Raw genomic sequence first — 27,000 nt, forward strand, 5'->3', positions numbered from 1 at the left:
GTATCGCAAAGTAAATAATTTTTATCCTTTGTGTCCCTTAGTGATAACCCTTAGAGCGCCTTAGTGGTTGAACCTTTAAGTGTTTTTTTACCACGAAGGCGAAAAAGGGTGGCACGAAGTATCTCAAAGTAAAATATTTTAACCTTTGCGTACCTTAGTGATAACCCTTAGTGTTCCTTGGTGGTTAAACCTTTAAGTTTTTTAACCACAAAGGCAACGAAGGATACCGCCAAGTTTCGCAAAGTAAATATCTAATCATGAATATAGAAGAAATATTTAAAAAGGTTTTAGACTGCTCTTTTCAGGTTCATACTGCACTTGGTCCGGGATTACTTGAAAGCGCTTATGAAGAATGTCTGTATTATGAATTATGCCAAATTGGTTTAAAAGTTGAAAAGCAAAAGGCATTACCATTAGTTTACAAAGAAGTAAACCTTGAAGCGGGCTATAGAATTGATTTAATCGTGGAAAATAGTATAATCATAGAAATAAAAGCAGTCGTTTCATTATCAGACATTCATTTGGCACAAATTTTAACTTATTTAAAATTATCAAACTGCAAATTAGGTCTATTAGTTAATTTCAATGTAAGACACTTAAAAGAAGGCATAAAAAGGGTTATTTTATAATTTTTCCCTTTGTGTGCCTTTGTGATATCCTTTGAGTCCCTTTGTGGTAAGATAAAACTCTCAACTCGTGAAAAACGCCTTCTCCATAAACATCATATTCCTCCTGCTGACCATTGTTGGCCTGGCCCTCGTGCCCAAACTACCTGTGCAACTACAGCCCGACGATACCGGCGAACGCGTGCACGTCAGTTATCAGTGGCGGGGCATGGGCCCCGAAGTAATCGAAAAAGAAGTAACCTCCCCCATCGAAGGAACACTCTCCTCCATGAGGGGATTGAAGCGGGTAACGTCCAACTCGTACAGCAACCGGGGCCGTGTAACCCTTGTTTTTAAAGACGGAACCGACATGGATGCGGCCCGTTTCGAGGTGATGTCGTTGATGCGTGGCCTGCACAGCAGATTGCCCGATGGCGTGAAACTGCCACAGGTAGGCTACAAAAGAGGCAACGCCGACGACAACCCCCTGCTGATGGTATATACCATTAACGGGGAAGGCAACAGCTATTCCCTTCAGCAATATGCCGAGCGATACATTGCACCGGGCATCAGCAACCTGCCGGAAATTAGCAACGTTTCGGTTACCGGGGCATCGCCAATGGAATGGAACATCACGTACCGTAAAGAGCATCTGAAACAGGCCGGACTGGACGTGAATGCATTGCAAACCGCCATTCGCGACCACCTGAACGTTCGGGAAATCGGCAGTGCTACTGTTCATAAAGGCACGAACAAGGAATTGATCAACCTCACCTACAGTGCCAAGCCGGGCGATTCACTAATATGGAACGAACTGGTGGTCGGGAAACAGGGCAATCGCGTTTTAAAGCTTACCGATGTGGCCAAACCCGAACTCCGCGAAAGTGAACCCCGCTCGTATTTCCGTGTAAACGGGCTCAACACGGTTTACCTTGTAATCAACTCGGCCAAAGGGGCCAACCAGGTGGATCTCGCCGGGCGTGTCAAACAGGAAATAGAACGGCAAAAAACATCGTTCCCCGAAAATTTTTCCATGCTCGTGAATTACGATGCATCGAAAGAGATCAGTCGCGAGGTGGAAAAAATTACTTCCCGGGCGTTGCTGGCCATCATCATCCTGCTGGTATTTGTTTTACTGGTAAGCCGCAACTGGCGGTATCTGCTCATCGTGGGCCTTAGTCTCGGGGCCAACCTCAGCATTGCTGTTATCTTCTATTACATCCTGGGTATTGAAATACATATTTACAGTCTGGCAGGCATCACGGTGTCGCTGGGGATGATTATCGACAATACGATTGTAATGACCGACCATCTGCGGCACAGCAATAACCGGCGGGCATTTCTGGCCATCCTCGCGGCCACGCTCACCACCATGGGGGCTTTGGTGGTTATTTTCTTCCTTAAAGAAGAACAAAAACTCAATCTCATCGACTTTGCCGTGGTAATGATTGTCAACCTGAGTGTTTCCCTTGGCATCGCCCTTTGGCTGGTTCCATCCCTAATGGATCGCCTTCCCCTGAGCTCTTCAACGGGTCGTGGTTTCCGGCGGCGAAAGCGGCGGATTGTCAGGCTTACCCGTGGCTATGCCACCTTCCTTAAATTCGGGTTGCGCTGGCGCCGGGCCTTTATCGTTATTTTTATTTTGGGCTTCGGGTTGCCGGTTTTTCTTTTGCCCGATAAGCTTGAGGCGGAAAAGGACGAAGAACTCGCCTGGTATCAGAAAACCTATAACAGCACACTGGGCAACGACAGTTATACCTCGGTGGTTAAGCCCTGGGTAAACCGCATCCTTGGCGGAAGCTGGTACTATTTTTCCAACTATTTCTCGTCGGGGAATTTCAATTGGGACAACAACCGCACTAAACTCTATATGCGGGGTTCCATGCCCGATGGCTCGTCCGTTCACCAGATGAACGATGTATTTACAGATATCGAGAATTACCTCGCGGGATTCGAAGAGGTCGATCTCTTCACTTCTCGTATTTACAGCATCGAAAATGCCTCCATCGAAATTACATTTACCGATGAAGCAGAAAACAGCTCCTTCCCGCATGTTCTCAAAAACAGGCTTATAAGTAAAGCGAACCAGATTGGCAGTTCCGACTTTACCATCTACGGCGTAGGTCAGGGATTCAGCAATAGAACCCGTGACGGGATGCGCAATAACCGCATTGAACTGAGAGGTTACAATTACGACTTGATATTAGAAGAAGCCGGTGTTTTCAGCGATTCGCTGCTGAAAAATCCGCGCATACAGGAAGTCATCATCCAAACCGGCAGCTCGTGGCGTGGAAAACCCAGGTATGGTTTTGTCATGGGCCTCGAACCCGCCCGCCTCGAAGAAGTGGGAAGTTCCCTGCGCAACGTCTATCAAAATCTGCTCTACCAGGCTCCCAACGATGTAAAAGCCGCTTATATACCCGGGAAGAACGGCACCGTGGCCGTTACGTTAAGCGAGGCCAACCAGGGCAAAACATCAGTGTGGGATATGCAGAACAACCTCCTGTACTCCGGCGAATCCGGTTTCAGACTCAAAGATGTGGGCTTCCTGACCAAAGAACGCACGGGGGATGTTATTCGCAAGCAAAACCAGGAATACGTACTCATGGTTGAATACGACTTTATCGGCCCCTACCAACTCAACCGCCGGGTACGCGAGCGTTTCATGGAACAGCTCAACGAGGAACTTCCCGTGGGGTTTTCAGCAGTCAGTAAAAGCGGATGGGGCGGATGGAACCGTGAGGATAAAACCCAGTACTGGCTTCTTTTAATTGTTGCAGCCGTTATTTTTTTCCTTTGCTCGGTGCTTTTCGAGTCGCTTCGGCAACCACTCGTTGTTATTTCAGCTATTCCCGTATCGTTTATCGGCCTGTTTCTAACGTTTGCCATTTTTAAAATCAATTTCGACCAGGGTGGCTACGCCGCCATGATATTATTGTGCGGACTAACAGTTAATGCTGCCCTGTACATCATAAACGACTATAACAACATGAGAAAAAGTAACCAAACCCAGTCGAAATTTAAGCTGTATTTAAAGGCCTTTAACCATAAAATCATCCCCATCGCGCTCACCACCCTCTCCACCATCATGGGGCTTCTGCCGTTTTTACTGGCAGGCCCTGACGAGGGCTTCTGGTTTTCACTGGCCGCCGGCGCAACGGGAGGACTGGTGTTTTCGCTAATTGCCGTGGCTGTATTTATGCCAATTATTCAGTTACCAAAATCTCAGAATGCCATACCCGGGCCCACTAACCCATTAAAGGGGGAACCACAAACCCGCGATCACAGCACACTCAACAAGAAACACGCAAAACAAAACCCCAAACCAAAAACGCCCTGAAAGGGCAACTCAATTCAGCCCGGTGGCAACGCCCCGGGAAAAAAGTTAGCCAACAACAAGCGCCCTGAAAGGGCAACTTAAACATTATAATTAATCATGGAAACCAATAGCATTAAACTGCCCTTTCAGGGCGAAAAAACACAACATCATCAATCCCCGGGGCGACGCTGCGCTTTGCCCCGGGCTAATATAAACCGGGCTTTCAGCCCGTAACAAGAAACTCGAAACTCAAAACACGAAACAAAAAACATGATAAAATTCCTCATCCACCGTCCCATAGCCGTATTGATGACCTTCCTGGCCATCCTCACCCTGGGTGTTATTGCATCCCGGTTTCTGCCCATGTCGCTGATGCCCGATATTGACATTCCCGAAATCACCATACAGGTAAACCGGCCCGGCGAATCGGCGCGACAAATTGAAGATGGCACCGTCAACCCCATGCGTTACCACCTGATGCAAATTCCACATCTCGATGACATTACCACCGAGAGTCGTGACGGACGGGCAACCATCCGGCTGCGGTTCAACTACGGGGCCGATATCAACTACGCCTTCATCGATGCCAACGAAAAAGTAGATGCCGCCATGCGCAATCTGCCCCCCGATATGGAACGCCCGGCCATTATAAAAGCCACGGCATCCGACCTGCCGGTATTTTACATTAACCTCTGGATGGAAGATGCCGGCAACCTGGAATTTATGGAACTCAGTGAGCTGGCCCGCTCAGTAATGGTAAAGCGTCTGGAACAACTGAACGAGGTGGCCATGGTTGATGTCACCGGTCATTTAACCCCGGAGCTTTACATCCAACCCAACGAGGAACTCCTGAAATCCTTAAATCTGCATCACGGGCACATCACACAGGCCCTGGAACAGAACAACATGTCTGTGGGCTCCATTGAAGTGGCCGATGGTCAGTATCGTTTCAACATCCGGTTTGCCAACAGACTGCGAACCGTGGAGGATGTGAAAAACATCCGCCTGAAAGCGGGGCCCCGATTGATGAAGCTGAGTGAAATTGCCGAAATAGGACTTCGCCCTGCCAAGCAGCAAGGGGCTTTTCTGAAAGGCAATACACCTGCATTGTCACTGGCCGTCATCAAACAATCCGATGCCAGGATGGACGAGCTAAAAGAGAGCGTTGACCGGATGCTTAATCGTTTCGAACGGGACTACCCCAGGGTAAATGTTGAAATCGTGCGGGATCAAACGGCCCTTCTCGACTATTCCATCAGCAATCTTCAACAAAATCTGCTATTTGGAGGCTCACTGGCTTTTCTCATCCTTTTCTTTTTCCTGAAAGATGCACGCTCCCCATGGCTTATCGGAATATCTGTCCCCGCCTCACTCGTCATCAGTCTCCTGTTTTTCCACATCGCCGGTTTGTCCATCAACATCATATCTCTTTCCGGGCTGATACTTGGCGTGGGGATGATGATCGACAATGCCATTATCGTAATCGACAACATTACCCAGCACGCCGAAAGAGGCAAATCGCTGGCCGAGTCGTGCATCAGGGGGACCAATGAAGTCATACGCCCGCTGATCTCCTCGGTGCTGACGACCTGCGCGGTTTTCGTGCCGCTCATCTTCATCAGCGGCATATCCGGGGCCCTGTTTTACGACCAGGCCATGGCCGTGGGCATTGGGCTCCTCGCCTCGCTAATCGTCTCCATCACGTTAATCCCGGTGCTTTACCATATTTTCAGCCGCAGGGCGGAAAAGAAAGGAAACATTCAGGGTGGAAAAATCACCAGAGTGTTTCAAAACATCAACCTTTTTCAGACATCGGAGCTATACGAAAAAGGCTTCGACCGTGTTTTTAAGCATCGAAAAGCCTTTATTTCCTTTTTCCTGTTTTTAATCATTCCCGCCCTGCTGGGGGGATTGTACATGACCAAAGAGCGTTTCCCCTCTTTCAGTCGAGATGACGTGTTTCTGAAAATTGACTGGAACCGGAAAATCAATCTTGAGGAGAACATCAAACGGGTTAACGCCCTGAACGGGTTTATCTCCGGGACGGTTAAAAACAGCAATACCTACGCGGGCACTCAAAAATACATGCTGCACAAAGACATGGATCAGTCGGTCTCCGAGGCCCTCTTGTATTTCAAAGCAAACAGCCGGCAAGACATCGAAAAAGTAAAAGAACAAGTATCTGCCCGGATAAAAGAAAATTGGCCTGCTGCTGTTTTCTCGTTCCGCCCACCGGGAACCATCTTTGAAAAATTGTTTCAGGAAGATGAGGCATTACTCGTGGCCCGTGTCAGCGATAATAAACAAAGGGGAATACCCGAAATCGGCAAGATGGAACGTATTACTAAATACATGTCGGATACACTAACCCGGGAAAAACTACCGCCCCCGGTGGCCGGATCGCATATTGAAGTACAAGCCAAACCTGAAATTATGGCCCTTTATGATGTAAAACACCGGATATTATTCAACCGGCTTCAATCGGCTCTCAATGCCTGGGAAGTGGATGTTTTACACACCGGCTCGCAATATGTACCCATCGTGATAGGCAATGCACCCGCACCTGTACATCAGCTGATTAATGAGCTCAAGGTTAACAATCAAAAAGGCACCGAAATTCCGGTAAAAGAACTGGTATCGCTCCAGACCAAAAACGATTACAAAATACTGTACGGCAGTTCAGAGGGTGCTTTTGTGCCGGTGGACATCAATGCCATTCCCGGTGACAATGCCCAACCATTCATGAAAAAGGTCAGTCGTCACCTTAAACAGAAGTTTGACGTGGACACGGCTTTCACGGGTAGCTGGTTCTCTTCGCGACAACTCGTGGGCGAATTGCTCATCGTGCTGCTTATTGCACTGTCGTTGCTCTATTTCATCCTGGCGGCGCAGTTCGAGTCGCTGCGCCAGCCACTTATCATCCTTCTGGAAGTCCCCATCGACATTGCCGGTGCGCTTTTCCTTTTATGGCTATTCGGGGGCACCATCAACATCATGTCCATGATAGGGATCGTAGTGATGAGCGGTATCATCGTCAACGATTCCATCCTGAAAATAGACACCATCAACCGGCTGTATCGCTACGAAAACATGCCGCTTTTATCCGCCATCCGGGAAGGCGGTCACCGACGTTTAAAACCCATTATAATGACCAGTGTCACCACCATCCTGGCCCTCGTGCCGGTAATTTGGGGCAGCGGCATGGGCAGCGAGTTGCAACGCCCGTTGGCACTGACTGTCATCGGAGGTATGATATTGGGAACCTTTGTTAGTTTGTATTTTATACCGTTGTGTTATTATTATTTAGTGCGGGAAAAGAACAGCAAGGAACGTATTTAATCTTCGCCCTGAAAGGGCAACTAAATTCAGCCCGGTGGCAACGCCCCGGGGGTTAAATGTAAACATCAACAGGCGCCCTGAAAGGGCAATTTAAATAACATAATTAATCATGGAAACAAATAACATTAACCTGCCCTTTCAGGGCGAAAAAACAAACCATTATCCATCCCGGGGCGACGCGATGCTTTGCCCCGGGCTGATATAAATTGGGCTTTCAGCCCGGAAAAAAATATTATTCCAAATACACCGGAAAAAACCATTCCAAAACACATTAAACAACCCATAAATGAAAAAACTATTCATTCTCCTAATCATTCAACTCCTTCTGATATTAGAAATTTCAGCTCAGGAAATCACCGTGCGCCTGTCGCTAAACGATGCACTGGAACTGGCCCGCGAACAATCGCTCCAGGCATTTCTCAACGAACACTATTACATGGCCCATTACTGGGCCTACCGCAGCTACCGGGCCGATTACCTGCCATCGGTCAGTTTACAGGCCAATCCTCTCTCCTATTCCAATGCTTCAAGATTGAGATACAATTCAAACACACAAACCGATGAATACATAAGAACCGAAAATCTTAGCTCGGATTTGCAGATGAACATCTCCCAAAAACTGGCAGCCACGGGCGGTACTTTCTTTTTGGAGTCGGAATTGGGACGCATAGAGAACTTTGGCAACAATGATTATCAACAATACTCATCAGTCCCTTTCAGGCTTAGGTACCGGCAAAAACTTTTTGGTTTCAATCCCATGAAATGGCAACGAAAAATTGAGCCTTTAAAATTTGAAAAGGCCAAAAAAGAATACATTCAGTCGGTGGAAGAAATGCACATCTCCACCATCAGGCACTTCTTTAACCTCATAAGAGCCACCATCAGCCTGGAAATGGCCGAAACAAACATGAAAAACACCAAAAATCTGCTGAAGACAGCCCGCCGGCGATTTGAACTGGGAACGGTAAGCCGCGAAGAGTTGCTGGACCTGCGCCTCTCCGAAAACAATGACGGAATCGCCTGGCAGGAGGCCAAACTCAATTACAGGGAAGCCAACGAGAACCTTCTGAATTTCCTGATGCTCCCGGTTGATACCGAACTGGACATTAAAATCCCCGATAAAATGCCTGTTACCGGAGTGGATGTTGAACGGGTACTCCAAAACGCCCTGGATAACAATCCTGAACTCCTGCAGCTAAAACAGCAAATACTTGAAAATAAAAGAAATGTGGCTGAGGCAAAAGCAGGCAGACACTTCAGTGCTGATATCAATGTTTCATACGGAATAAGCAAAGATGATGGAAATCTGATGAAGGACGGAAATATTGGTACCGTTTACCAACCAGATTTTGACAACCATCAAATGGTATCGGTAGGGGTTAACATTCCAATACTCGACTGGGGACGCAAAAAAGGACAATATGAAATGGCCAAATCACGAAAACAGATTGCCGAAGTATCAGCACGAAAAACCTTACAGCAATTCGAACAAAATGCTATGACCAGAGCCATTGCCTTCAACATACAGAAGTCCAAAGTGGAATCGGCAGCTTTATCAGACACCCTCGCATCGGAAAGCTATGAACTCACCATGACAAGATTCAAAACCGGAAAAGCGGATGTTTTGCGCCTCACAAACTCTCAAAAGGCCAAAGACAAAGCCACGCTGCAATACATCAACGCGCTCTCCGAGTACTGGGACAGCTATTTCTACCTGCGAAAACTCACTTTGTATGATTTTGAAAATGAAGAAGTTTTGGAGTTTGAGGAGTTTTGAGTTAAAGATTGAGCGTTTAATTAGTCTTTGCAAGAAAACACCAACTACTTCGTTATTCTTGTTATTGAATCAGTCATTTACGAAAAGTAAACTCCTTGGATTCAATAACTTCGAAAGCCTCGTATTTGGCGCTTTCTTATCAAAGACTGAAAATACCGGGGTTTTTCTGCTGACACTAATTATGAATTCAAAACTCATTTAAAAATAAAAGCAAAGAAAGTATTTATGATTTTTTAGTGAACATCATTATAACAATTTGCCGTATATGAAAAATGTATTAAAAGTTCAAAATACTGAAGGTTTTTATATTATACCTTATCAGGAAATATATTATTTAGAAGGTGATGGAAGATGCACGATAATCCATACTAAAATGACCGGGGACTTAAAACAAGTCTCCAGTAGCTACAACCTTAAAACCTTTGAGGAAGAACTGAAGCATCCTGATTTCTATAGGGTTTGCAAATCTCATATTGTAAATTTAAAGGAAATAGCAAATATATCATCGAGAAATAAATCGGTAATTATTAAAAACGGTAAAAATATAGATATTCCCAAAGCGAGAATCTATAAATTAAAACAAAAAATGCAATAACCACATTTCGTTACATTATTGTCCCGTTTGGTTACATATTTGACCCGCTTGGTTACATAATCCACCCATTTGGTTCTTTGCAAATAAAAATCACTTGGAATTAAATATTTAGGAGAATACTTTTACAGAAATGACTCAGCTGGCAAGGAGGAAAGAATCTTTTCTTTTGAAAACGACTAACAGGTTTGCTGATAAATTATTATTCAATTGATTTTTAATCGCTAAACTCCATTAAAAAGATATCAAAACTATGAAGCAAAACAAACAGCACAAAATATATTAAACAGCCCTGTAAAAATAGAATCCACAGCAACAAAGAAAATTATGACTGAAATGAAAAACATAATCAATGAGCAATGATCAGTTATCAATTATCAGTTGAAAAAGCCAATTCTCAAAGTGTTATTGGTCACTGATTATTGGTAATTGGTCATTGTTTTTAGGGAAAAAGAAGAGGAAGCCAACAAGCTCACCAGCAACCGCTTCCTCTTCCGGCTCCCTTTCTTAAAAAAGAAAGGAGGTGATGTGATCCCGAATAAGAGAATGTAAGCATTTTCGAGAAAATGCAACATTCACTAAATCGGGACTGACAGTACAAAGATAATGCCCCTAATTGAGTGATTCTCACTCACGATAAAGAAATAGTAAAGTTTCCGCCTCATTCATTCGGTGTAAACCAACAATTTCTAAATCGGGGTTATACCTAAGTAAAGCGCTACTTTGCTAAACTCGTACCGCTCAACTTAGGAATAATAAACCAAATACGATAACCTCGCTAAGTGGTTACAAACAATGTTCCCTGCCAGGCAGGAAAACATTGCATTTTTGAAAAATCAACGACTTCGATCGTTGAAAATCAAGTATCTTATCATTTAAAATTTTATTACAATGAATTCAAAGAAAAAAGTTATATTCGGAATGATTGCAGGCTTCTTTGCTGTGGCTACAGTTTTTAACATGGGAATTGAAACACATCAAAAGAGTTCAGATACTTTTTTGGACGTTTTTTCCCACATTGCAACTGCGGGCAGCGAAAGTAACTACGATGAAGGTTGTTCAGGCTTTGGATGCTCCGGTGAAGGTTCCGGGTGCACATTTCAAAGTGATGAAGGATACCCTGTGGGCGTAGGAGGATGTAAAAACTGAAATATTTAAATAAACTAATGTGGGTGCAAATGTTCCCACATTAGTTTATATTACAGAACAAAAGTCCTCTTTCTTAATGATCGGCTTTACACAAGTACAACTTAAAAAAACAAAATATATTAATATTTTAAAATATTTATTCAGCCTAAAACCAATAAAGCGCTTATCATCAAACAAAAGAATTTTAGGTAAAAAAAACAATCATGAAACACGCTATTTATATCTTCTATTGGATAATTGGACTTTTAACCATTTCCTGTTCTACAAATGAATCAGGAAGAGTTGATTTCGATGAATCCTCTTTTGCTGAGAAACATTTACTGAAAGATGGCCGTTTTCTTTTCGAAGACACCCTGGACCTTGAATTATTAGACCCGCGATGGATTCGTTATCATCCAGACTCCTTCCTTGTATTGCAAGAGTTAAGAGCCCCGGAACTAATAAAAATAATTGATTTAAAAACCCTTACAACTCAAAGCCTGGTAAAAAGCGGGCGTGGCCCTAAAGAAGTAATAAGCGGCTGGGGCATTTTCATTGTTGGCAAGGACATTTGGTTATATGATGCTCAAAAGCCTAAACTTTTAAGGTTAGCTAAGTCTGATAACCGAACATTTAAAGTAGCTGAGCAGGTAAAAATTAACGCTTTGCACCTCACACCTCCGGGTTTTTTAAATGCTGACACAAATTACATTGGTTTGCTTTACAATTCAAAACACAGATTATCAATGTACAACCCGAGAGGTGACCTCATAAAGCAAACCGGAACACCTCCGCACTTTCAGCATGACAATAAGTCGAAACCCGAATTAAGTACCATATTTCGATCAACGATATCGGCATCTCCCGATGGTCAACGAATTGTTTTGGGATGTGAAAACACCGATATTATTGAAATCTATGACTTTGATAAAGGTTTTCAAAAGCGTTTTCACGGACCATTTGGTCATAAATTTCACGTGGAGACTACAAAAAGCGGTAATCTGACAGGCCAAAAAGTTAGACCAAGCTTAAGAGCGTACAGGAATGCTATTGGAACAGAAAAAGGGTTTTACATTGGCTATAATGGGTTGTATAAAGAAAATAAGAAACAAATTACTGAAAATTCCAGACTCATACCGAAACATATCTTTTATTTTTCCTGGGAAGGCAACCCATTAAAACATTATGAGCTTGATTCGTCTTTTCGTTCATTCGATTTTAGCACCAACAAAGAAAAACTCTTTTGTATTACCCTGACACCTGCCCCCAAAATTATGGTCTATGACTTTCCAAATTAATATTCCCGTGAAAAAAATCAATCATAAAAAATATCATGCGAGAGCGAAGCGGTTCCATTCGTTCTCAATTTTTTTTAATTAGTTTGTCTATCAGTCAATTACAAAATTTCAAACGAATGAAAGTCTGCTATTACATCATCGTTTTATTCCTGATCACCATCAGTTGTAGCGAGAAGAGTACTTCCCTTAAAATACCTGATCAACTTGCATCTGAAATCAACATTGACATTAATGAAAAGAATAAAATAGACAAAAAGATTAAAATACTGGTATTCTTTGATGGTAATTGTCCTGCCTGTTTTGGGATTATAGGGGCAGTAGCTGATAATTTCCCCTCAATTCCATTGTTTGCAATATCAAATGCCGTTGATACCGTATCCATAAATTACAATTTTGAAAAACTCAACATCAACGGTTCGCTGGTTTATGATCCTCAAGACCTGTTTTTTCAAAAAAATAAGTCACTGCTGGTAGAACATCAAATATTTCTTTTGAAAGGAAATATTATAATTGCGAAACATGAATTTTTATTTGATAATAGTTTGAAAAAAACTTTTGAAACTGCAATTAAGAAGGAATTTGATAGTGAATAGTTTTTGCAAGAAAACGCCAAGTGCTGCCACGATAAAAAAAAGAGGTAAACCCAAATTCCCGTTTTTAAAACCAACGCATTAACAAAGAGTAAACCACTTTTTTACATCCATCCCGGACGAAAGAGACCAATAAAACCAGGGCAGGTTTTATATATTTGACGCTTTAGCCTGTTTTATTCATGGATTATCGCTTACATCAATAAGAACCCTCATGAAATCAAAACTCATTATTCCTGTCATCTTCATTTGCTTATCAGCAGCATTGCTTCTCGTTTTAACCCCTACAGGTGATGATGACCAACTAACGAAAGCCAAAACAGACCTGCTCCCGGATAAAGCTAATTTGAAAGAGGACATTAAATCCAGTATTGGCCACATAGCGGTTAACATTGCATCCCCGGCCGAGTTAGCAACTTCCATTAAAAGCGCAGGAGGTGCCTTTTCGCGAAACATACTGCTAAATACCGATGTAGACAAATACATAACACCCAAAGACAAAGCATTGGCCCTAGGAGGTATAGGCGTTGACCTGGTATATATCAACTTATTTGAAAACCGCTCAGCGACAATTGTTCCTTTAAACCAAATCCGAAAGCTATCAAACGATCTCTACCTGTCGCAATATTTCGATTTCGAATCGCTCAAAAAACTTGCAACCACCAGCCTTACAAAAAAAGAGATGGACTCTCTGGCCCTCATGACAAATGTAAGACTTAACAGCATTGAAGAGCAAATGCTGAAACCCGGCAGAGCTGAAACCGGAATTTTCATGATAATCGGGGCATGGGCCGAGGGCTTGTTCCTCTTAACCCATTACGCTCAGAACTCCGACTCTAAAGAAATAATAGACAAAGTGGCAGAACAGCAGATATCCTTCAAAGAGTTGCTAAAATGGCTCGATAAATTTCAGCACATTAAAGAGGTAAATGAAATCCTAAAAGAAATAAAACCTCTCAAAAAAGAAGTTCTGTCTGCTCAGATAAAGTATGAAAAGATTGGCCCCCCCATAAATACAGTGGATATAGATGGAAATGAAATTTCTTATCGACAAGAAATAAGTATCGCAGTTATTGACTCCACGCAACTCTCAAACATTGCTAGAGAATCTGCCAAGTTTAGAAATAAAATATTCAAATTAAACTAAATTTCCTTCTAATCTAAATATGAATCTTAAATAATTGTAGTAAGGTAATTAGTTAAAACAACATTAACATCCACAATTTTGAAAAAGAAGATAACAATTTTAATTCCGGCAATAATCGCGCTAATACACCTCCTCATGGGGATGTGGTGGTTAACAGCTGCATTTTTGCTGGTTACAGCAATCGCATGGTTGTTCGTGAGTGAGCACAAAGCTGTTGCAGCTTTCAGGAATACGACCATTGTTGTTATCCCACTACTTCTTACCGGAGCTGTTCTACTTGCCATAAGCTTGCGTGTACTGGTATTTGGCGTGTTCACAATTCCTTCGCAATCCATGGAGCGCACCATCGTTCCGGGTGATTTGGTTTGGGTAAACAAGCTTGCTTACGGGCCACGCCTGCCTTCAAATGCTTATGAAATCCCATGGATAAACCTGATAGCATGGCTAACGGAAGATCCAGATACCGACCGGGAGAAATCAACCTGGCCATACCGGCGTTTAAAGGGTTACACCACCCCTCGGCCCGGGGCCGTAGTGATTTTTAATGAACCGCACAAAAAAACCGTGTTCATAAAAAGATGCGCAGCAACGCCCGGCGATACCCTGCAGATTACAAATGGTCAGGTTTATATTAACGGGGAAAAGTTAAACGATCCGGCGGGAGTTATTTACTACAGCAGGGTTGCTTACACGGATATGCGTCTGGCCAGGCAGGTTATCGACAGCCTTGGTCTTAATCTCCACAAAAGCCACAAAAAAAATACATTCAACGGATTCCTTTCAAGAGGTGATGTAAAAAAACTTCTGAAAAGTCCTCATATTCTTTCCGCGGGTATCGAGCCAGAAAGAGCCGATACTGCATGGAAAGTGTACCCGCGCCGTGAAGAACTGGACTGGAATATCGACAATTACGGCCCATACGTCATCCCGCGAAAAAACCTCGAAATACCACTGAACGACAGCACATTTGCCATTTACAGGCAGGTTATGCGAAAATTTGAAAAAACAAAAATTCATAATTCTGACGGACAATACATTGTTAACGGCCTTCCCGCCGACAGCTTTACTTTTTCGAGGGATTATTATTTCATGATGGGTGATAACCGACATGACAGCCGGGACTCCAGGTATTTCGGGCCGGTTCCCGAATCGGATATTATTGGAAGAGCTACATCGATACTTCTCTCCACCAGTACAAAAATACCCTGGTATCAGAGAATCCTAAAAAAACTCAAATAAAAAAGGCCGCCACCAGGCGGCCTTTTTTATTTTATATCTTTGTATTCAAGAACGTCCGACGAAACGTTAAAGATAAGCATCTCATCTACTGACCATTCTCTACAAACTCCTCACTTAATTATCCATCATTCATAGACACCAGAAACTCTTCATTCGAACGCGTCTTCCTCATTCGATCTCTCAAGAACTCCATGGCTTCAACAGGATTCATATCAGCCAGATAGTTACGCAGAATCCAGATGCGGTTCATAGTTTCTTTGTCTAACAACAACTCTTCGCGACGAGTGCTTGAAGCATTGATATCCACAGAAGGATAAATGCGCTTGTTCGACAAGCGACGATCGAGCTGAAGCTCCATATTACCCGTTCCTTTAAACTCTTCAAATATCACATCATCCATCTTAGAACCTGTCTCGGTGAGGGCAGTAGCCAAAATAGTCAGCGATCCGCCACCCTCAATATTACGGGCAGCACCAAAGAAACGTTTGGGACGATGCAATGCATTGGCATCCACACCACCCGAAAGGACTTTTCCTGATGCAGGAGAAACAGTATTGTAGGCACGTGCCAGACGAGTTATGGAGTCAAGCAGAATAACAACATCGTGACCACACTCTACCAAACGCTTAGCTTTTTCAAGAACAATATTGGCCACTTTCACATGACGCTCTGCAGGCTCATCAAAAGTAGAAGAAATCACCTCAGCATCAACACTTCGAGCCATATCGGTCACCTCCTCAGGACGTTCATCAATCAGCAATATCAGCATGTACACCTCAGGATGATTACTGGCAATGGCATTGGCCACATCTTTCAGCAACACAGTTTTACCTGTTTTTGGCTGGGCTACAATCAATCCACGTTGTCCTTTACCAATTGGGGCAAACATATCAACAACCCGGGTAGATATATTACTATAGGGCCCTTGTGTTAGTACAAATTTTTGATCGGGGAACACCGGCACCAAGTGATCGAAAGGCACACGGTCACGCACAAAGTCGGGCGTGCGACCATTAATGGATTCCACTTTGATTAATGGGAAATACTTCTCACCTTCTTTCGGAGGGCGAATACTTCCTTCCACGGTATCTCCGGTCTTCAAACCAAACAGTTTAATCTGAGACTGAGAAACATAAATATCATCAGGAGAATTAAAATAGTTGTAATCTGAAGAACGCAGAAAACCATAACCATCAGGCATAATCTCAAGAACACCGGCGGCTGTTACAATGCCTTCAAATTCGAAAGCTTTATCATTCCGGTTATCCTGCTGTTTATCATGATGTTTACGCTGATGTTGCTGATCACGTCCCTGACCTCCCTGCTGTTTGTCTCGTTGCTGCCACTTGCCCTGTTGTTTGCGGGAAGATGGCTGATCAACCCGGGAAGCTTCATCTTTAGGCTGTTGAGGCTTGCTTTTTTGCTTATTAGATGCATCTGCCGAAATTCCTGCAGGTTTTTCAACAGGTTTATCTTCAGCAGGTTTTGTCTGCCCCCTCTCTTTACCAGGCTGAATTTCCTTCTTTTCTTCTTTGGCGGGCACCTCTTCTTTAGCAGGCTTGGGGGCCTTATCACTTTTTGCCTTCTCAACTTCAGAACTTTTGGGGGGTTCTGATTTCTGCTCCACAGGTTTTGAAGCTTCTACGACTTTCTTTGGTGGGCGTCCCCTTCTGGGGCGCTTTTCAACTTTGCCTGGATCTTCTGCAGGTTTTTTATTTTCAGGTTTTTTCTTTCTTTCTGATTCCTGAATAGCTTGTTCGTCAAGAATCCTGTAAACCAGGTCTTGTTTCTTGTAGGATTCAACGCGGCGAATACCCAAATCTTTGGCTATTTGACGCAATTCAACAAGCTTTTTGCTGTTTAATTCAATAATATCAAGCATATGAATGTAATACTGACTTTTAGTATAAAATTGGAATTTATTATTTGATTTCTTGTGTATCCGAAATAAAGATAACAGGTTAAATTAAGAATGGCTTTTATTTAAAGGCAAAACCGGTGTGGCAAACGAATGGCCAGCCGGGATGGAAATACACTGCAAACATACACCATAAATATTAATTCTGCAAAATTTTTTTCCATGCCGGACAACAACCTCATCCTTTGGTCCTTACCGAGTTTGATTTTGGTTTCAATTTCAAAAACTGAACAATCATTTCGACCAGCAATATTTATTCTCGTTTTAATTTTTCTATTATGTGAAACAAACAATAGATCGTTAGATTTTTAGATAAAAGTAGCCCAGCCGCGCGGAAGCCGGAAGCTGGAGGCTGGAAGTTAGAAGCTGGAAACTTTCGAATATAAGAAATTTTGATTCTTTTTGCGGCATACCTAAAAAATTACGAAAATTATAAAAAACACATTTTAAATGGTTTATGACTTTACTTAGATGAAAGATTTAAGATAAACCATATAGCGCTAAAAACCAAAACTTTAAAGCAATTACGTGTATAATTCCAAAAAGTTAATTGATAGCCTTTTACAATCCCGAACCATCGGGATAACGGAGCATTGAAATACAAAAACAGAGCTGAAATTAATTCAAATTCCCAGAAGCTGGAGATAGCAGGCACTCTCAGTCCTATACTCAAGAAATCAAATCTCTCTATTAAAATATTAGCATGTCAAATGCGTTTGCATAATAAGCCCCATAAAGTTCGACTTGCAACAGCCTTTATTCTTTCAAAATCAGACCTGTTTATCCCAGGATAAAAAAACTTGAAGTTAAATTTTTCTGATCAAAAAAAGAATAAATAATAAACACCGAAAGAAGATTTTTGTTAATATTACAATCCCTAAACACAGTAACCAAGTTTTTATGAGACAACTAAAAATAACCAAACAGGTTACAAACCGAGAATCCCCGTCACTTGACAAATACCTTCACGAAATTGGAAAGGTTCAATTAATTACAGCTGAAGAAGAGGTTGTTTTGGCAAAAAAGATCAAACAGGGTGATGAAAAAGCCCTGGGGCAATTGATTAATGCCAACCTGCGCTTTGTCGTTTCTGTTGCTAAACAATATCAGAATCAAGGCCTAAGCTTGCCCGATCTAATAAACGAGGGTAATCTGGGGCTCATAAAAGCAGCTCAGAGATTTGATGAAACCCGGGGTTTTAAGTTTATTTCCTATGCTGTATGGTGGATTCGTCAATCTATATTACAGGCACTGGCAGAACAAGCCCGGATAGTTCGTTTGCCTCTCAATAAAATAGGTAGCGTCAATAAGGTTAATAATACCTTCTCAAAACTGGAACAGGAATTTCAAAGGGAACCAACCTCCGAAGAAATTGCTGATATTCTGGATATGGCCCCCAAAGACGTTAAAGAAGCTTTAAAAGTTTCCAACAGACACGTATCCATGGATGCCCCTCTTAAGCCGGATGAAGAAAACACCCTCTATGATGTACTTCTGGCCTCAGACACATTAAGTCCGGATGCCGATCTGTTAGATGATTCGCTTCGACGTGAAATAGAACGTTCTTTATCCACTCTCTCTGCCCGCGAAGCTGACATTATTAAGCTTTATTATGGGCTAAACGGAGAACCTCCCTACTCATTGGAAGAGATTGGAAAGTTATTCAACCTCACCCGCGAAAGAGTACGCCAAATCAAAGAAAAAGCCATTAAGAGGCTTAAACACACCTATAGAAGCCGGATACTAAGGAACTTCATCAATGATGATTAACAATCCGCACTATACCTGAGTTTATGCCCGTTTGTTAGGTCATCCTCCAATACAAACATTTTTGTTCTAATGAATAAAGAGACGTACTTTTGTGCGTCTTTTCCTTTTTTATTCACGAATCAACAAAAATAGTACATTGTTCCTACTGAATGAATTTTTCTTCAAAATCTGATTAACCCTGAAAAGATGAGATCTTATTATTTAATTTCTAAAAGAAACATATACTGATGAATAAAATGGTTGCTCCTTCTCTCCTGTCCGCAGACTTTGCAAACCTGTCGAAAGATATAGAAATGATCAATGAGAGTGATGCCGATTGGTTTCACCTGGATATAATGGACGGTGTTTTTGTGCCAAACATTTCTTTCGGCATTCCGGTGGTTGAGGCCGTCAATAAACTGGCAAAAAAGCCTCTTGATGTTCATTTAATGATCATTCAACCGGAAAAATACATCAACACCTTTAAGGCTGCCGGGGCTGATCTTCTGAATGTTCACTATGAAGCATGCACTCATCTTCACCGCACAATAGAAGAAATCCAAAATGCCGGAATGAAAGCCGGTGTAACACTGAACCCCCACACTCCTGTTAATTTACTTGAAGACATTATTGATTTGCTTGATTTGGTCTTAATCATGTCTGTAAACCCGGGATTTGGAGGACAAAGTTTCATTGAAAACACCTATTCCAAGATTGAAAAGCTCAGAAATTTGATTGAAAAAAAGAACAGTAAGGCTTTGATTGAAGTCGATGGCGGCGTTTCAACTGCCAATTCGGCACAACTCTACCAAGCTGGTGCAGATGTTTTGGTTTCGGGAAGTTTTATTTTCAAATCTGACAACCCGAAAAATACTATTGCCCAATTAAAGAAATAATCATATTAGGTATTCTTCCTTTCTGGGAAAAAGTCTAAAGAAAAGAAAAACTGCCTTGGCAAACCACAAAAAGGCACTATCTTTGCAGTTCTATAAATAACACCGCCATTATCGGGGCTGACATGGAATTGACAGCAAGGTAAAGTGGTAAGTAAGCATGCCGAGCGTTGTGAAGCTGGCTCGTAAATCCCAGGGCTCAACTTTTTTAACTGGCGAAGACAATTACGCTCTTGCTGCGTAACCGAATAACAGTAGGTTATGCTTAATCCCGGCCCGAGGGGCCGGGACGAGACATCTTCCGGATGCCGTCGTTTCGGGGCTATCCGATCAGAAGGTGCAGATAAACCGAAGCTAGTCTTAGGCCCGCTCCGAGCCTGAGGCGAAATAAAGGAGCTAAGGTCTGGTTCGGGTGTCGCTACCCTCGCCTGACCCGACAATCAAGAAGCGACTAAGCATGTAGAAAGCTTATGGCTTCCTTGTCTGGACCGGGGTTCGATTCCCCGCAGCTCCACTCTGAAATGAAAAAGGCTAAACAAATCATTTCATTTTCGGATATTTATATTCATTCCATCATCCTTCTTGAGAACAAAATTCTCAAGTTATTTCCAGATTTGTTTTACAAATGTTTAACAAAAATGGAAATAACTTGAATGCGACAGCCTAATTAATTCTTCGAAGATGTAACTTAAGCAAAGAAAACAAGGAATCCGGAAAAATGAAAATCATTTCTCTCTCAGGAAAATTTTTGATACTTTAAAATTAAATATCCATTTGCTTATTTTGACTTTAAAAGAATAATACTCCAAGACAAACTGGCCATCAGAAAAGGAAAAACTTTTTTCATTTTAACCGGATCAAAAAACAAATGAAACCTGTTATCAAAAGATTTATGAACAATTATACTTAAATGAGTGCTCTGAGATTCTTATTCCGGTTCATTAAGGAAAAAGATCCAACAAATTCGCATATTCACTTCTAAACGATTAATAGATACTCGCAGTCAAAGATCTTTCCTTATTGCTTGATAAAGCAGACTCATATTACTGAGGGTTACAATCATTTTATTCCCGGAGACAAGATGTATTAAAGATTGTTTTTTATTTGATGTACTCTAACCTTTCAGCTCCGCTGAATATGTCTTACCCTCCAGCAATCTTTTATCAACTTATAAATCGATCTACTATGAAATTTAAATCTACTCACAAAAAACGTGGTGAAAACATCTATCATCTAAGGTTACTGCAATTAAGGCTCAATTTCTTATGGCTTTTTTTTATAGTAACTTTCCCCGGCACATTATATGCTGCAATTGATGATGAGGCAAACTTCTACACCCCGCCTACAAGCTTTAACGTTACTAAAAATCTTGTAACAGATTACAATGTTGACAATTCTTTCAACACAGATGACAGCCAGATTTTACAGCAGGCTTTAGATGATATTACCTCATTAGGAGGAGGAAAACTTGTGATTCCGGCCGGGGATTACACACTATCGGAAATATCCATCCCCTCAAATGTACATATAGAAATTGACTCCGGGACCATTATAAGACCCTCTACAAGGCCTGACAATAAGAATTATGGGATATTCAGGATTGGAGAAAAAACTCCGGACACAGTAACAGCCACACAGAATGTCAGCATTGTCGGAATAAATGGCAATTTCACTATTGATTTACGATATGCCAATAACAAAAATGTAAGATGTTTCTTTTATCGAAACTGTAGTAATTTCTATCTGGCAAATCTCACTGTACTGGATACTAAATCGATATTTGCAGCTGTAGAGTATGGAGGAGTAAATATTGACGGAACAGTTTATGGCCCCAACAATGGAATATTAAAAAATATTGAAGTGTATGACGCTCATTATGGATACGGGGTTGTTCAAGTTCAATATGGGAGAAATATTTTATTTAAAAACCTATTTGGTTTAGGTGGTACAACTTTAAGATTAGAGTCCCATTATAAAACCTATTACGGCACAGACTGCTTAAACTACATCGATGATATTGTAGGCAGAGGCATATCAAGTGAAAATGGTAATAGCTCAGTAATGCTATCTCCCCATTTTGTAAAAAACGGATATGTAGATATTAGTGATATTACATCCAAAGGCTCCGGATTTGCAGTAAGAGTAGAAAAAGGATATACTACTTCTGATGAACAAGCGGCAGGTCTAACCCCCGGTTGGTTTATCTCAACCTCTACATTAAGCAATATAAAGGCGAAATTTTCATTAAGCGAAGCTCAGCTAAAAGAGAAGCATTTCGAATACATGCCATGCTATTTGCGCCCTTACATACTTGAAGATTCAAGTTCGATAATTTATTCCGGCCCATCAATAGCCGCCGTTGTAGATCGTAACAACTATGACCTCAGTGTGAATGAATCCGAGATAACTGTCAGTGGAGGATTCAGAAGTTCTGAGAAAATCGTCACGGAAATTGACAGTAAGAGTGATACAGAATGCACAGGTATTGATGCAGACAATGATCTTCTTGCTATTTATGCACCTTCAAACGCCCAGGCAGGCCAGACTGGTAAAATCACTATTGATTACACTGCCAATCAGACTCTTGATCTTCATGCAGAGCTCATACAAAAAACGACAGGGGAAGTTATTGAAGAAAAACAAACTGCCATAAGCACAGTTGCAGGAGCAAAGGATATTGATATTACAATTCCAACCGATGCCAATGGAGAGTATTTATGGAGAGTTTGGACAGCCCTCCCGGGAAGCACCTATAGCAACAGACTTGAAGAACTATCCCAAGATGTAACTATCCGGAGGGTCTTTTATATTGTCAATCGCTTTACAAGTAAAAAAATAAAACCTGTTGCAGATAGTCTGAAAGCACCAATTATCCATGCACCATCGACAGCAACGCATGATTCTGTAAGGTGGGAAAAAGTTGATGCAGGCGATGGATATTTTTATCTCAAAAATGTAGCTACAGGAATGTATTTCAGACCAAATGGAGTAGCTGATTACGCTCCTTTATATCAATGCCCAACCAGCTGGAATGGCGATTACACCAGATGGACTCAAATTGAAACGGATGGAGATTACTTCCATTTACAGAATAAATCCACCGGTAAATTTATTAGACCTGAGTTTTGGGCAGACGGGTGTAATATTCTTCAATATCCAACCAGTAGCACAGGCAACTGGACTCAATGGAGTTTTGTTGATGTGATAACAGCAGCCAATTTAAAATCTGCTGCTGCAAAACAAGCAATCACTAATAATACTTATATTCGGATATACCCAACCCCGACAACAGATTTTCTGAATATTATATTAGATATTGATGTTCAGCCTAATGCTATAATACAAATTCTAAATCTACAGGGCAAAACCGTAATGGAAGAAAGCCTGGCAGTGTCAAACAAATTGAATGTTCATGATTTGAAATGTGGTGCCTACATAATGCATATCATAAACGGGGAAAAAAAAACGGTACATAAGATAATAAAACAATAAGGAGCGAGCAATGAAAATATACACAAGCCCAATTAGCGTGGGGATTGTGCTGTAACAGATACCATCGATGATTAATTTTGTCGGTGGTATTCCTTTATATCACTAGTAGTAGAAAACAATGTGAAAGTTTCTTTTATCTCCAAAAGTCCTATAGAAGTTAAGAGCTGTTTCGAATTATTGCTTTCAAAAATAATCTGATTCCCTTCTCCGGACACACTTGAAATGTTGATCCAAAATTGAGAGTATCTTTTTTTCAGGCTGAAGCTTTAACCAGTTTACTTTCGACTTAAAAGACAATGATTCAATTTCCATTAAAGGACATGCATCCATCCTTTTCAAATGAGGGCAACGATAGGCAATACCGCATACTATAAACATTTCTTCCATATAACCTTTGTTATAAACCTTGGATAACCTTCTTTCTGAAAAGATTCATTAAAAAAGCCGTTAATTATTAAAACTAACGGCCTTTTTAATTTAAGCACTAAAGAAATGACCTAGTTAAGGCCTTTCTTCCAGTTCAACAAATGAAATGTCATCCACATAAAGCAATTGTGGGCCTGAAACATCCGAGTTATCAGCTTTGTGAACCTGCAATTTCATTTCAGTATACTCTTTATCGAAAGTAAAATCTTTACTCAGGGTAACCCACTCTCCTTTATTTGCATTACTAATATCCCATTGAATCAAATTCCAGGGAATTATTGGCGTTCGAATACCTTGAATGGTTGTTCCCGGATCTATCCAGACTTTTAGGGACATTCTGTACTTTCCGGGAGGTACTGACATACCAAGTTCGGCAGCTGTTCCATGGAGGGTTGAGACATTTGGTGCGGACGAATAATCGTCTATCTGATACTGCATGGAAGCAGAACCGACAGACTGGTCTTCCGACCTGGACCATTGAGGATGTTGTCCCCACCAACCCAAGGCTCCTCCATTCTTATCAGCTGGTGTTTCAAAACCAAAGACATCCTGATTGCTTAGAATACTTGCACCTAAATACATTTGTACCGTTTCAGGACCAAAATCTTCTAATGGACGTTCATCCAAAGACATGATTGCACCACCTGAATAAGAAACAGTAACCAGATCTGTGTTATAGATAGATTCAGCAAGAGTAAGTTCGATAATAGTGGCGTCATTGGGATTTACTTCAACAGATTCAACCTCAATAGTCCCTTCAAATCCTGCCACATCATTCGATACATTAACGATGAAATTATCTTCTTCATTAAAGAAGGGGGCTGTTTCTCCGGTAACATTAAAAGATATCTTTTCAGATTCATGCTCCATCAAATTCCCATCAAAAACGAATGGCTGAGACGATTTAACCACATTTATTTTCAGAGGTATATATTTAAAAGCGGATCCCGGAGGCAACTCATTCCCCTGTCTTCTGGAAGATATAGATCCAAAATAGCTACCCATCTTGTAATAGGACACTGTTACAATAGAGTCTCCACCCGAAGAAGGCTTTCCTCCCATCAGGTTCCATGTCCTTGCATTAGGACGGCCATTGCTTGTCAGATCAACATAAGTTAAGGACTCCCCTGCTTCAATTGTTATTTCAGGCCAGGAAGCTGAATCTTCTATTTGAACGCCATCCTCTCCCGATACATTAATTATTTCTTCATCACCATTCAAGACTTTAAAAGCAGGACGGATACTATCAAAAACATCAATTTCAAAAGTCTTGTCGATGATCCATAAATCATCGACCTTCTCTGCGTATAATGTATCTTCACCGGTAAAAGCAACCGAGTCCTCAAAAGTAGTATATAAACGTACTCTGTTTATTCCAGGATTGGAGAATAGAACATGAACGGTGGTTTCCTCAGAAATCAATCCGGCATCTTCATCTATAAAACTATCCAGCACTGAATCGTTTCTGGTAAATCCTTCCTTCAAAAAGAAATTACCTTCCTCAATTTCCCATTGATGAGTTAACTTTCCAGGAGAGGGGTTTCTGAAGGAAACAAAACCTCCGGCCGATACCTGATAAGGGGTTCCGGGACGGATGCTCGTGTACCAGGTAACATCCGAAAAAGACTCCGGAGCTACATACTCGTCTTTCTCACAACTTACCCCAAGAAGTAAAGAGAAAAATCCGGCTATTATTATTGAAATATTTTTCATCATTAGTCTCCTTTTAATTATTTGAAAGGTTGGGATTGGTCAGGATTTCGCCCAACGGAATTGGATAATATGCATGCACCTCTGCTTTGTAATTGTCAGCAGCCTGTTCATAATCTTTTATTACAATAGAGTTTGAATCCGAAGGCTTTTCTCCTTTAACCAAATGACTTAAAGGTTTGATTTTTGTAATGCCCTCCTGATCAACATACGAATAATCCTCAACATAATAATTCTCCTCTGAGAGGTTATTGAACCGTTCTTCAATAATACCCCAACGGCGCATATCGATCCACCTAATGGAGTGACCTTCAATAGACATCTCAAGCGGTTTCTCAACGTAAATCAAATGATCCATTAATGTTTCAGAATCGTAATTGATCCCATTATAGTCATGTGCAGAGTTTTTGGCAGGACCAACAAGTTGAAGTCCCCAGCGTTTGCGCACAGCATTAATAGCATCCAAAGCTCCATCAATGTCACCGGTTTTTATCAAACATTCTGCATACATTAGATAAACATCAGCCAACCGGTTAACTGTCACATTCTTACCGGAGCGCCATGATCCATAGGGAAGATCCAGTTCTGTCGCTACAATATCATGGTTGGTATATTTCTTATAATATCCAAACTCAAACTGGGTAAATGGTGCTTGTTGTTGGGTGGTACCATCCAAATAATACATCGACTGATCGTCTTCAACCAATGCTATCATTGAAGAAGCCCTGAGTGAAACATTTCTAAGCTTCGAACCACCCTCACCGTCACTCACCCAGTTTCTGGGATCTTTGGTATCCAAAGGCTCATTTTGATATTGATAGGTAATCCAGGCCACGGGAAGAATTCCCCTTCCTGCACCAAACTGCCCCGGACCTGTACGTCCCAGTCGATTGGACATACTTTCCTCATCCCATTGACCAAGCTCCGGCTTATGCTCAAGATTATAGGCAATTTCAAAAATCGACTCATCATTAAATTCGCCGGCATTTGTGAATAACAGATCAAGATCCTTTACCAACCTATACCCATATTCCGGATTGTTTATGACATCTTCAAAATAAACCATTGCCTGGTCATATTCTTCTTCGTAAAGATGGCTGGTTCCAAGAATAGTAGCTGCTGTTCCGGCAGTAACACGACCCAGGTCTTTCTTTTCTCCCCATTTTGCAGGTAAATGCATATAGGCATACTCAAGATCCTCCCTGAAAAATTCAATCACCTCTTCTGAAGAAGAAACCGGTAAATTAAAATCCTCTGCAGATTTAGGTACGAAATCACGAATTATAATACGACCCTCATTGAATGAAGAGTGCAAATAAAAATGCAATAACCCTCTGAAAAACCGGGCTTCTGCCATATGCGTTTCCCATCTATCTTTATCTTCAACAGATCCTTCCATTTTTTCAAGCCCTTCAATAACCTGGTTTGCCCGAAATATCCCTTCATAACAGGCCTCCCATTTTCGCTCGATATATTGATTACTGTTTCCATAAATTTGGTTATACCATACAACCATATCACCGCTGGGACTTGGGCGGTTCCAACCAGGATAACCCATATCAGATCGCATTGCATCTGGCTGAATATTCAAAATATAATGATTGAGCATTGTTGTATAAAGTGTAACAACTCCTGCATAAGACTGATCAAGTGATGTCCAATAACTATCAGTGGCCACTTCAGTAGGGTTGGTTTCTTCAAGAAATTCCTCATTGCAAGAACTCATTGAGATAATCAAAGTGAGTAATCCTGCAAAAACTATTATTCTATTTTTCATA

Annotated in this window: 16 protein-coding genes and 1 other RNA gene; 14 read left to right on the forward strand and 3 right to left on the reverse strand. The window is 41.6% G+C overall.

Annotated elements, in window-relative coordinates:
* Positions 1-257 precede the first annotated feature (257 nt).
* The 10 genes from DDZ16_RS12200 to lepB all read left to right on the forward strand — a co-directional run bounded on the left by DDZ16_RS12200 (position 258) and on the right by lepB (position 15,034).
* A complete protein-coding gene (locus tag DDZ16_RS12200; protein WP_109264763.1) occupies positions 258-629 on the forward strand; it encodes a GxxExxY protein in 372 nt (123 codons plus the stop codon).
* A gap of 67 nt (positions 630-696) precedes the next feature.
* Entirely contained in the window at positions 697-3,945 is a 3,249-nt protein-coding gene (locus DDZ16_RS12205; RefSeq protein WP_109264764.1) for an efflux RND transporter permease subunit, read from the forward strand.
* Between the two features lie 249 nt (positions 3,946-4,194).
* Complete coding sequence (locus tag DDZ16_RS12210; RefSeq protein WP_109264765.1) at positions 4,195-7,263, forward strand: efflux RND transporter permease subunit; 3,069 nt, start codon at positions 4,195-4,197, stop codon at positions 7,261-7,263.
* 286 nt (positions 7,264-7,549) lie between these two features.
* Complete coding sequence (locus tag DDZ16_RS12215) at positions 7,550-9,040, forward strand: TolC family protein (RefSeq protein ID WP_109264766.1); 1,491 nt, start codon at positions 7,550-7,552, stop codon at positions 9,038-9,040.
* A 265-nt stretch (positions 9,041-9,305) separates the two neighbouring features.
* On the forward strand, positions 9,306-9,635 hold the full coding sequence (locus tag DDZ16_RS12225) for a LytR/AlgR family response regulator transcription factor (RefSeq protein ID WP_109264768.1): 330 nt from the start codon (positions 9,306-9,308) through the stop codon (positions 9,633-9,635).
* A gap of 888 nt (positions 9,636-10,523) precedes the next feature.
* The gene (locus DDZ16_RS12230; protein WP_109264769.1) at positions 10,524-10,781 is read left to right on the forward strand and encodes a hypothetical protein; all 258 of its coding nucleotides are present in this window, start codon (positions 10,524-10,526) and stop codon (positions 10,779-10,781) included.
* Between the two features lie 203 nt (positions 10,782-10,984).
* A complete protein-coding gene (locus DDZ16_RS12235; RefSeq protein WP_109264770.1) occupies positions 10,985-12,058 on the forward strand; it encodes a BF3164 family lipoprotein in 1,074 nt (357 codons plus the stop codon).
* A 116-nt stretch (positions 12,059-12,174) separates the two neighbouring features.
* On the forward strand, positions 12,175-12,651 hold the full coding sequence (locus DDZ16_RS12240; RefSeq protein ID WP_109264771.1) for a hypothetical protein: 477 nt from the start codon (positions 12,175-12,177) through the stop codon (positions 12,649-12,651).
* Between the two features lie 211 nt (positions 12,652-12,862).
* Positions 12,863-13,795 carry a hypothetical protein gene (locus DDZ16_RS12245; protein ID WP_109264772.1) on the forward strand — a complete coding sequence of 311 codons (933 nt, stop codon included), beginning with the start codon at positions 12,863-12,865 and terminating at the stop codon, positions 13,793-13,795.
* A 78-nt stretch (positions 13,796-13,873) separates the two neighbouring features.
* The gene (gene lepB, locus DDZ16_RS12250) at positions 13,874-15,034 is read left to right on the forward strand and encodes a signal peptidase I (RefSeq protein WP_146192232.1); all 1,161 of its coding nucleotides are present in this window, start codon (positions 13,874-13,876) and stop codon (positions 15,032-15,034) included.
* A 118-nt stretch (positions 15,035-15,152) separates the two neighbouring features.
* Here lepB and rho read toward each other — a convergent pair whose 3' ends face one another.
* Positions 15,153-16,916 carry a transcription termination factor Rho gene (rho, locus tag DDZ16_RS12255; protein ID WP_198416711.1) on the reverse strand — a complete coding sequence of 588 codons (1,764 nt, stop codon included), beginning with the start codon at positions 16,914-16,916 and terminating at the stop codon, positions 15,153-15,155.
* Between the two features lie 936 nt (positions 16,917-17,852).
* Here rho and DDZ16_RS12265 point away from each other — a divergent pair.
* The 4 genes from DDZ16_RS12265 (at position 17,853) to DDZ16_RS12280 (ending at position 23,086) form a co-directional block, all read left to right on the forward strand.
* Positions 17,853-18,722 carry a sigma-70 family RNA polymerase sigma factor gene (locus DDZ16_RS12265; protein ID WP_109264776.1) on the forward strand — a complete coding sequence of 290 codons (870 nt, stop codon included), beginning with the start codon at positions 17,853-17,855 and terminating at the stop codon, positions 18,720-18,722.
* 227 nt (positions 18,723-18,949) lie between these two features.
* On the forward strand, positions 18,950-19,597 hold the full coding sequence (gene rpe, locus DDZ16_RS12270; protein WP_198416712.1) for a ribulose-phosphate 3-epimerase: 648 nt from the start codon (positions 18,950-18,952) through the stop codon (positions 19,595-19,597).
* Positions 19,598-19,710: 113 nt separating this feature from the next.
* Positions 19,711-20,111, forward strand: a transfer-messenger RNA (tmRNA) gene (ssrA, locus tag DDZ16_RS12275).
* 668 nt (positions 20,112-20,779) lie between these two features.
* Positions 20,780-23,086, forward strand: coding sequence for a T9SS type A sorting domain-containing protein (locus DDZ16_RS12280; RefSeq protein WP_158275660.1), 2,307 nt, complete (start codon positions 20,780-20,782; stop codon positions 23,084-23,086).
* 501 nt (positions 23,087-23,587) lie between these two features.
* Here the strand turns inward: DDZ16_RS12280 and DDZ16_RS12285 are convergent.
* The gene (locus DDZ16_RS12285) at positions 23,588-25,228 is read right to left on the reverse strand and encodes a hypothetical protein (protein ID WP_109264779.1); all 1,641 of its coding nucleotides are present in this window, start codon (positions 25,226-25,228) and stop codon (positions 23,588-23,590) included.
* 10 nt (positions 25,229-25,238) lie between these two features.
* Positions 25,239-26,999, reverse strand: a complete 1,761-nt coding sequence (locus DDZ16_RS12290; protein ID WP_109264780.1) for a RagB/SusD family nutrient uptake outer membrane protein — start codon at positions 26,997-26,999, stop codon at positions 25,239-25,241.
* Between the last annotated feature and the right edge of the window lies 1 nt (position 27,000).

The sequence above is a fragment of the Marinilabilia rubra genome, assembly GCF_003121985.1.
In the GTDB taxonomy this organism is placed as follows: domain Bacteria; phylum Bacteroidota; class Bacteroidia; order Bacteroidales; family Marinilabiliaceae; genus Marinilabilia; species Marinilabilia rubra.

What these genes read in the sequence shown, in the direction of transcription:
- rpe (WP_198416712.1), top strand. Translation starts at nt 18,950, where the DNA reads ATGAATAAAATGGTTGCTCCTTCTCTCCTGTCCGCAGACTTTGCAAAC.
- DDZ16_RS12235 (WP_109264770.1), top strand. Translation starts at nt 10,985, where the DNA reads ATGAAACACGCTATTTATATCTTCTATTGGATAATTGGACTTTTAACC.
- DDZ16_RS12225 (WP_109264768.1), top strand. Translation starts at nt 9,306, where the DNA reads ATGAAAAATGTATTAAAAGTTCAAAATACTGAAGGTTTTTATATTATA.
- DDZ16_RS12280 (WP_158275660.1), top strand. Translation starts at nt 20,780, where the DNA reads ATGAAATTTAAATCTACTCACAAAAAACGTGGTGAAAACATCTATCAT.
- DDZ16_RS12210 (WP_109264765.1), top strand. Translation starts at nt 4,195, where the DNA reads ATGATAAAATTCCTCATCCACCGTCCCATAGCCGTATTGATGACCTTC.
- rho (WP_198416711.1), bottom strand. Translation starts at nt 16,916, where the DNA reads ATGCTTGATATTATTGAATTAAACAGCAAAAAGCTTGTTGAATTGCGT.
- DDZ16_RS12215 (WP_109264766.1), top strand. Translation starts at nt 7,550, where the DNA reads ATGAAAAAACTATTCATTCTCCTAATCATTCAACTCCTTCTGATATTA.
- DDZ16_RS12245 (WP_109264772.1), top strand. Translation starts at nt 12,863, where the DNA reads ATGAAATCAAAACTCATTATTCCTGTCATCTTCATTTGCTTATCAGCA.
- DDZ16_RS12240 (WP_109264771.1), top strand. Translation starts at nt 12,175, where the DNA reads ATGAAAGTCTGCTATTACATCATCGTTTTATTCCTGATCACCATCAGT.
- DDZ16_RS12230 (WP_109264769.1), top strand. Translation starts at nt 10,524, where the DNA reads ATGAATTCAAAGAAAAAAGTTATATTCGGAATGATTGCAGGCTTCTTT.
- DDZ16_RS12290 (WP_109264780.1), bottom strand. Translation starts at nt 26,999, where the DNA reads ATGAAAAATAGAATAATAGTTTTTGCAGGATTACTCACTTTGATTATC.
- DDZ16_RS12200 (WP_109264763.1), top strand. Translation starts at nt 258, where the DNA reads ATGAATATAGAAGAAATATTTAAAAAGGTTTTAGACTGCTCTTTTCAG.
- DDZ16_RS12285 (WP_109264779.1), bottom strand. Translation starts at nt 25,228, where the DNA reads ATGATGAAAAATATTTCAATAATAATAGCCGGATTTTTCTCTTTACTT.
- DDZ16_RS12265 (WP_109264776.1), top strand. Translation starts at nt 17,853, where the DNA reads ATGAGACAACTAAAAATAACCAAACAGGTTACAAACCGAGAATCCCCG.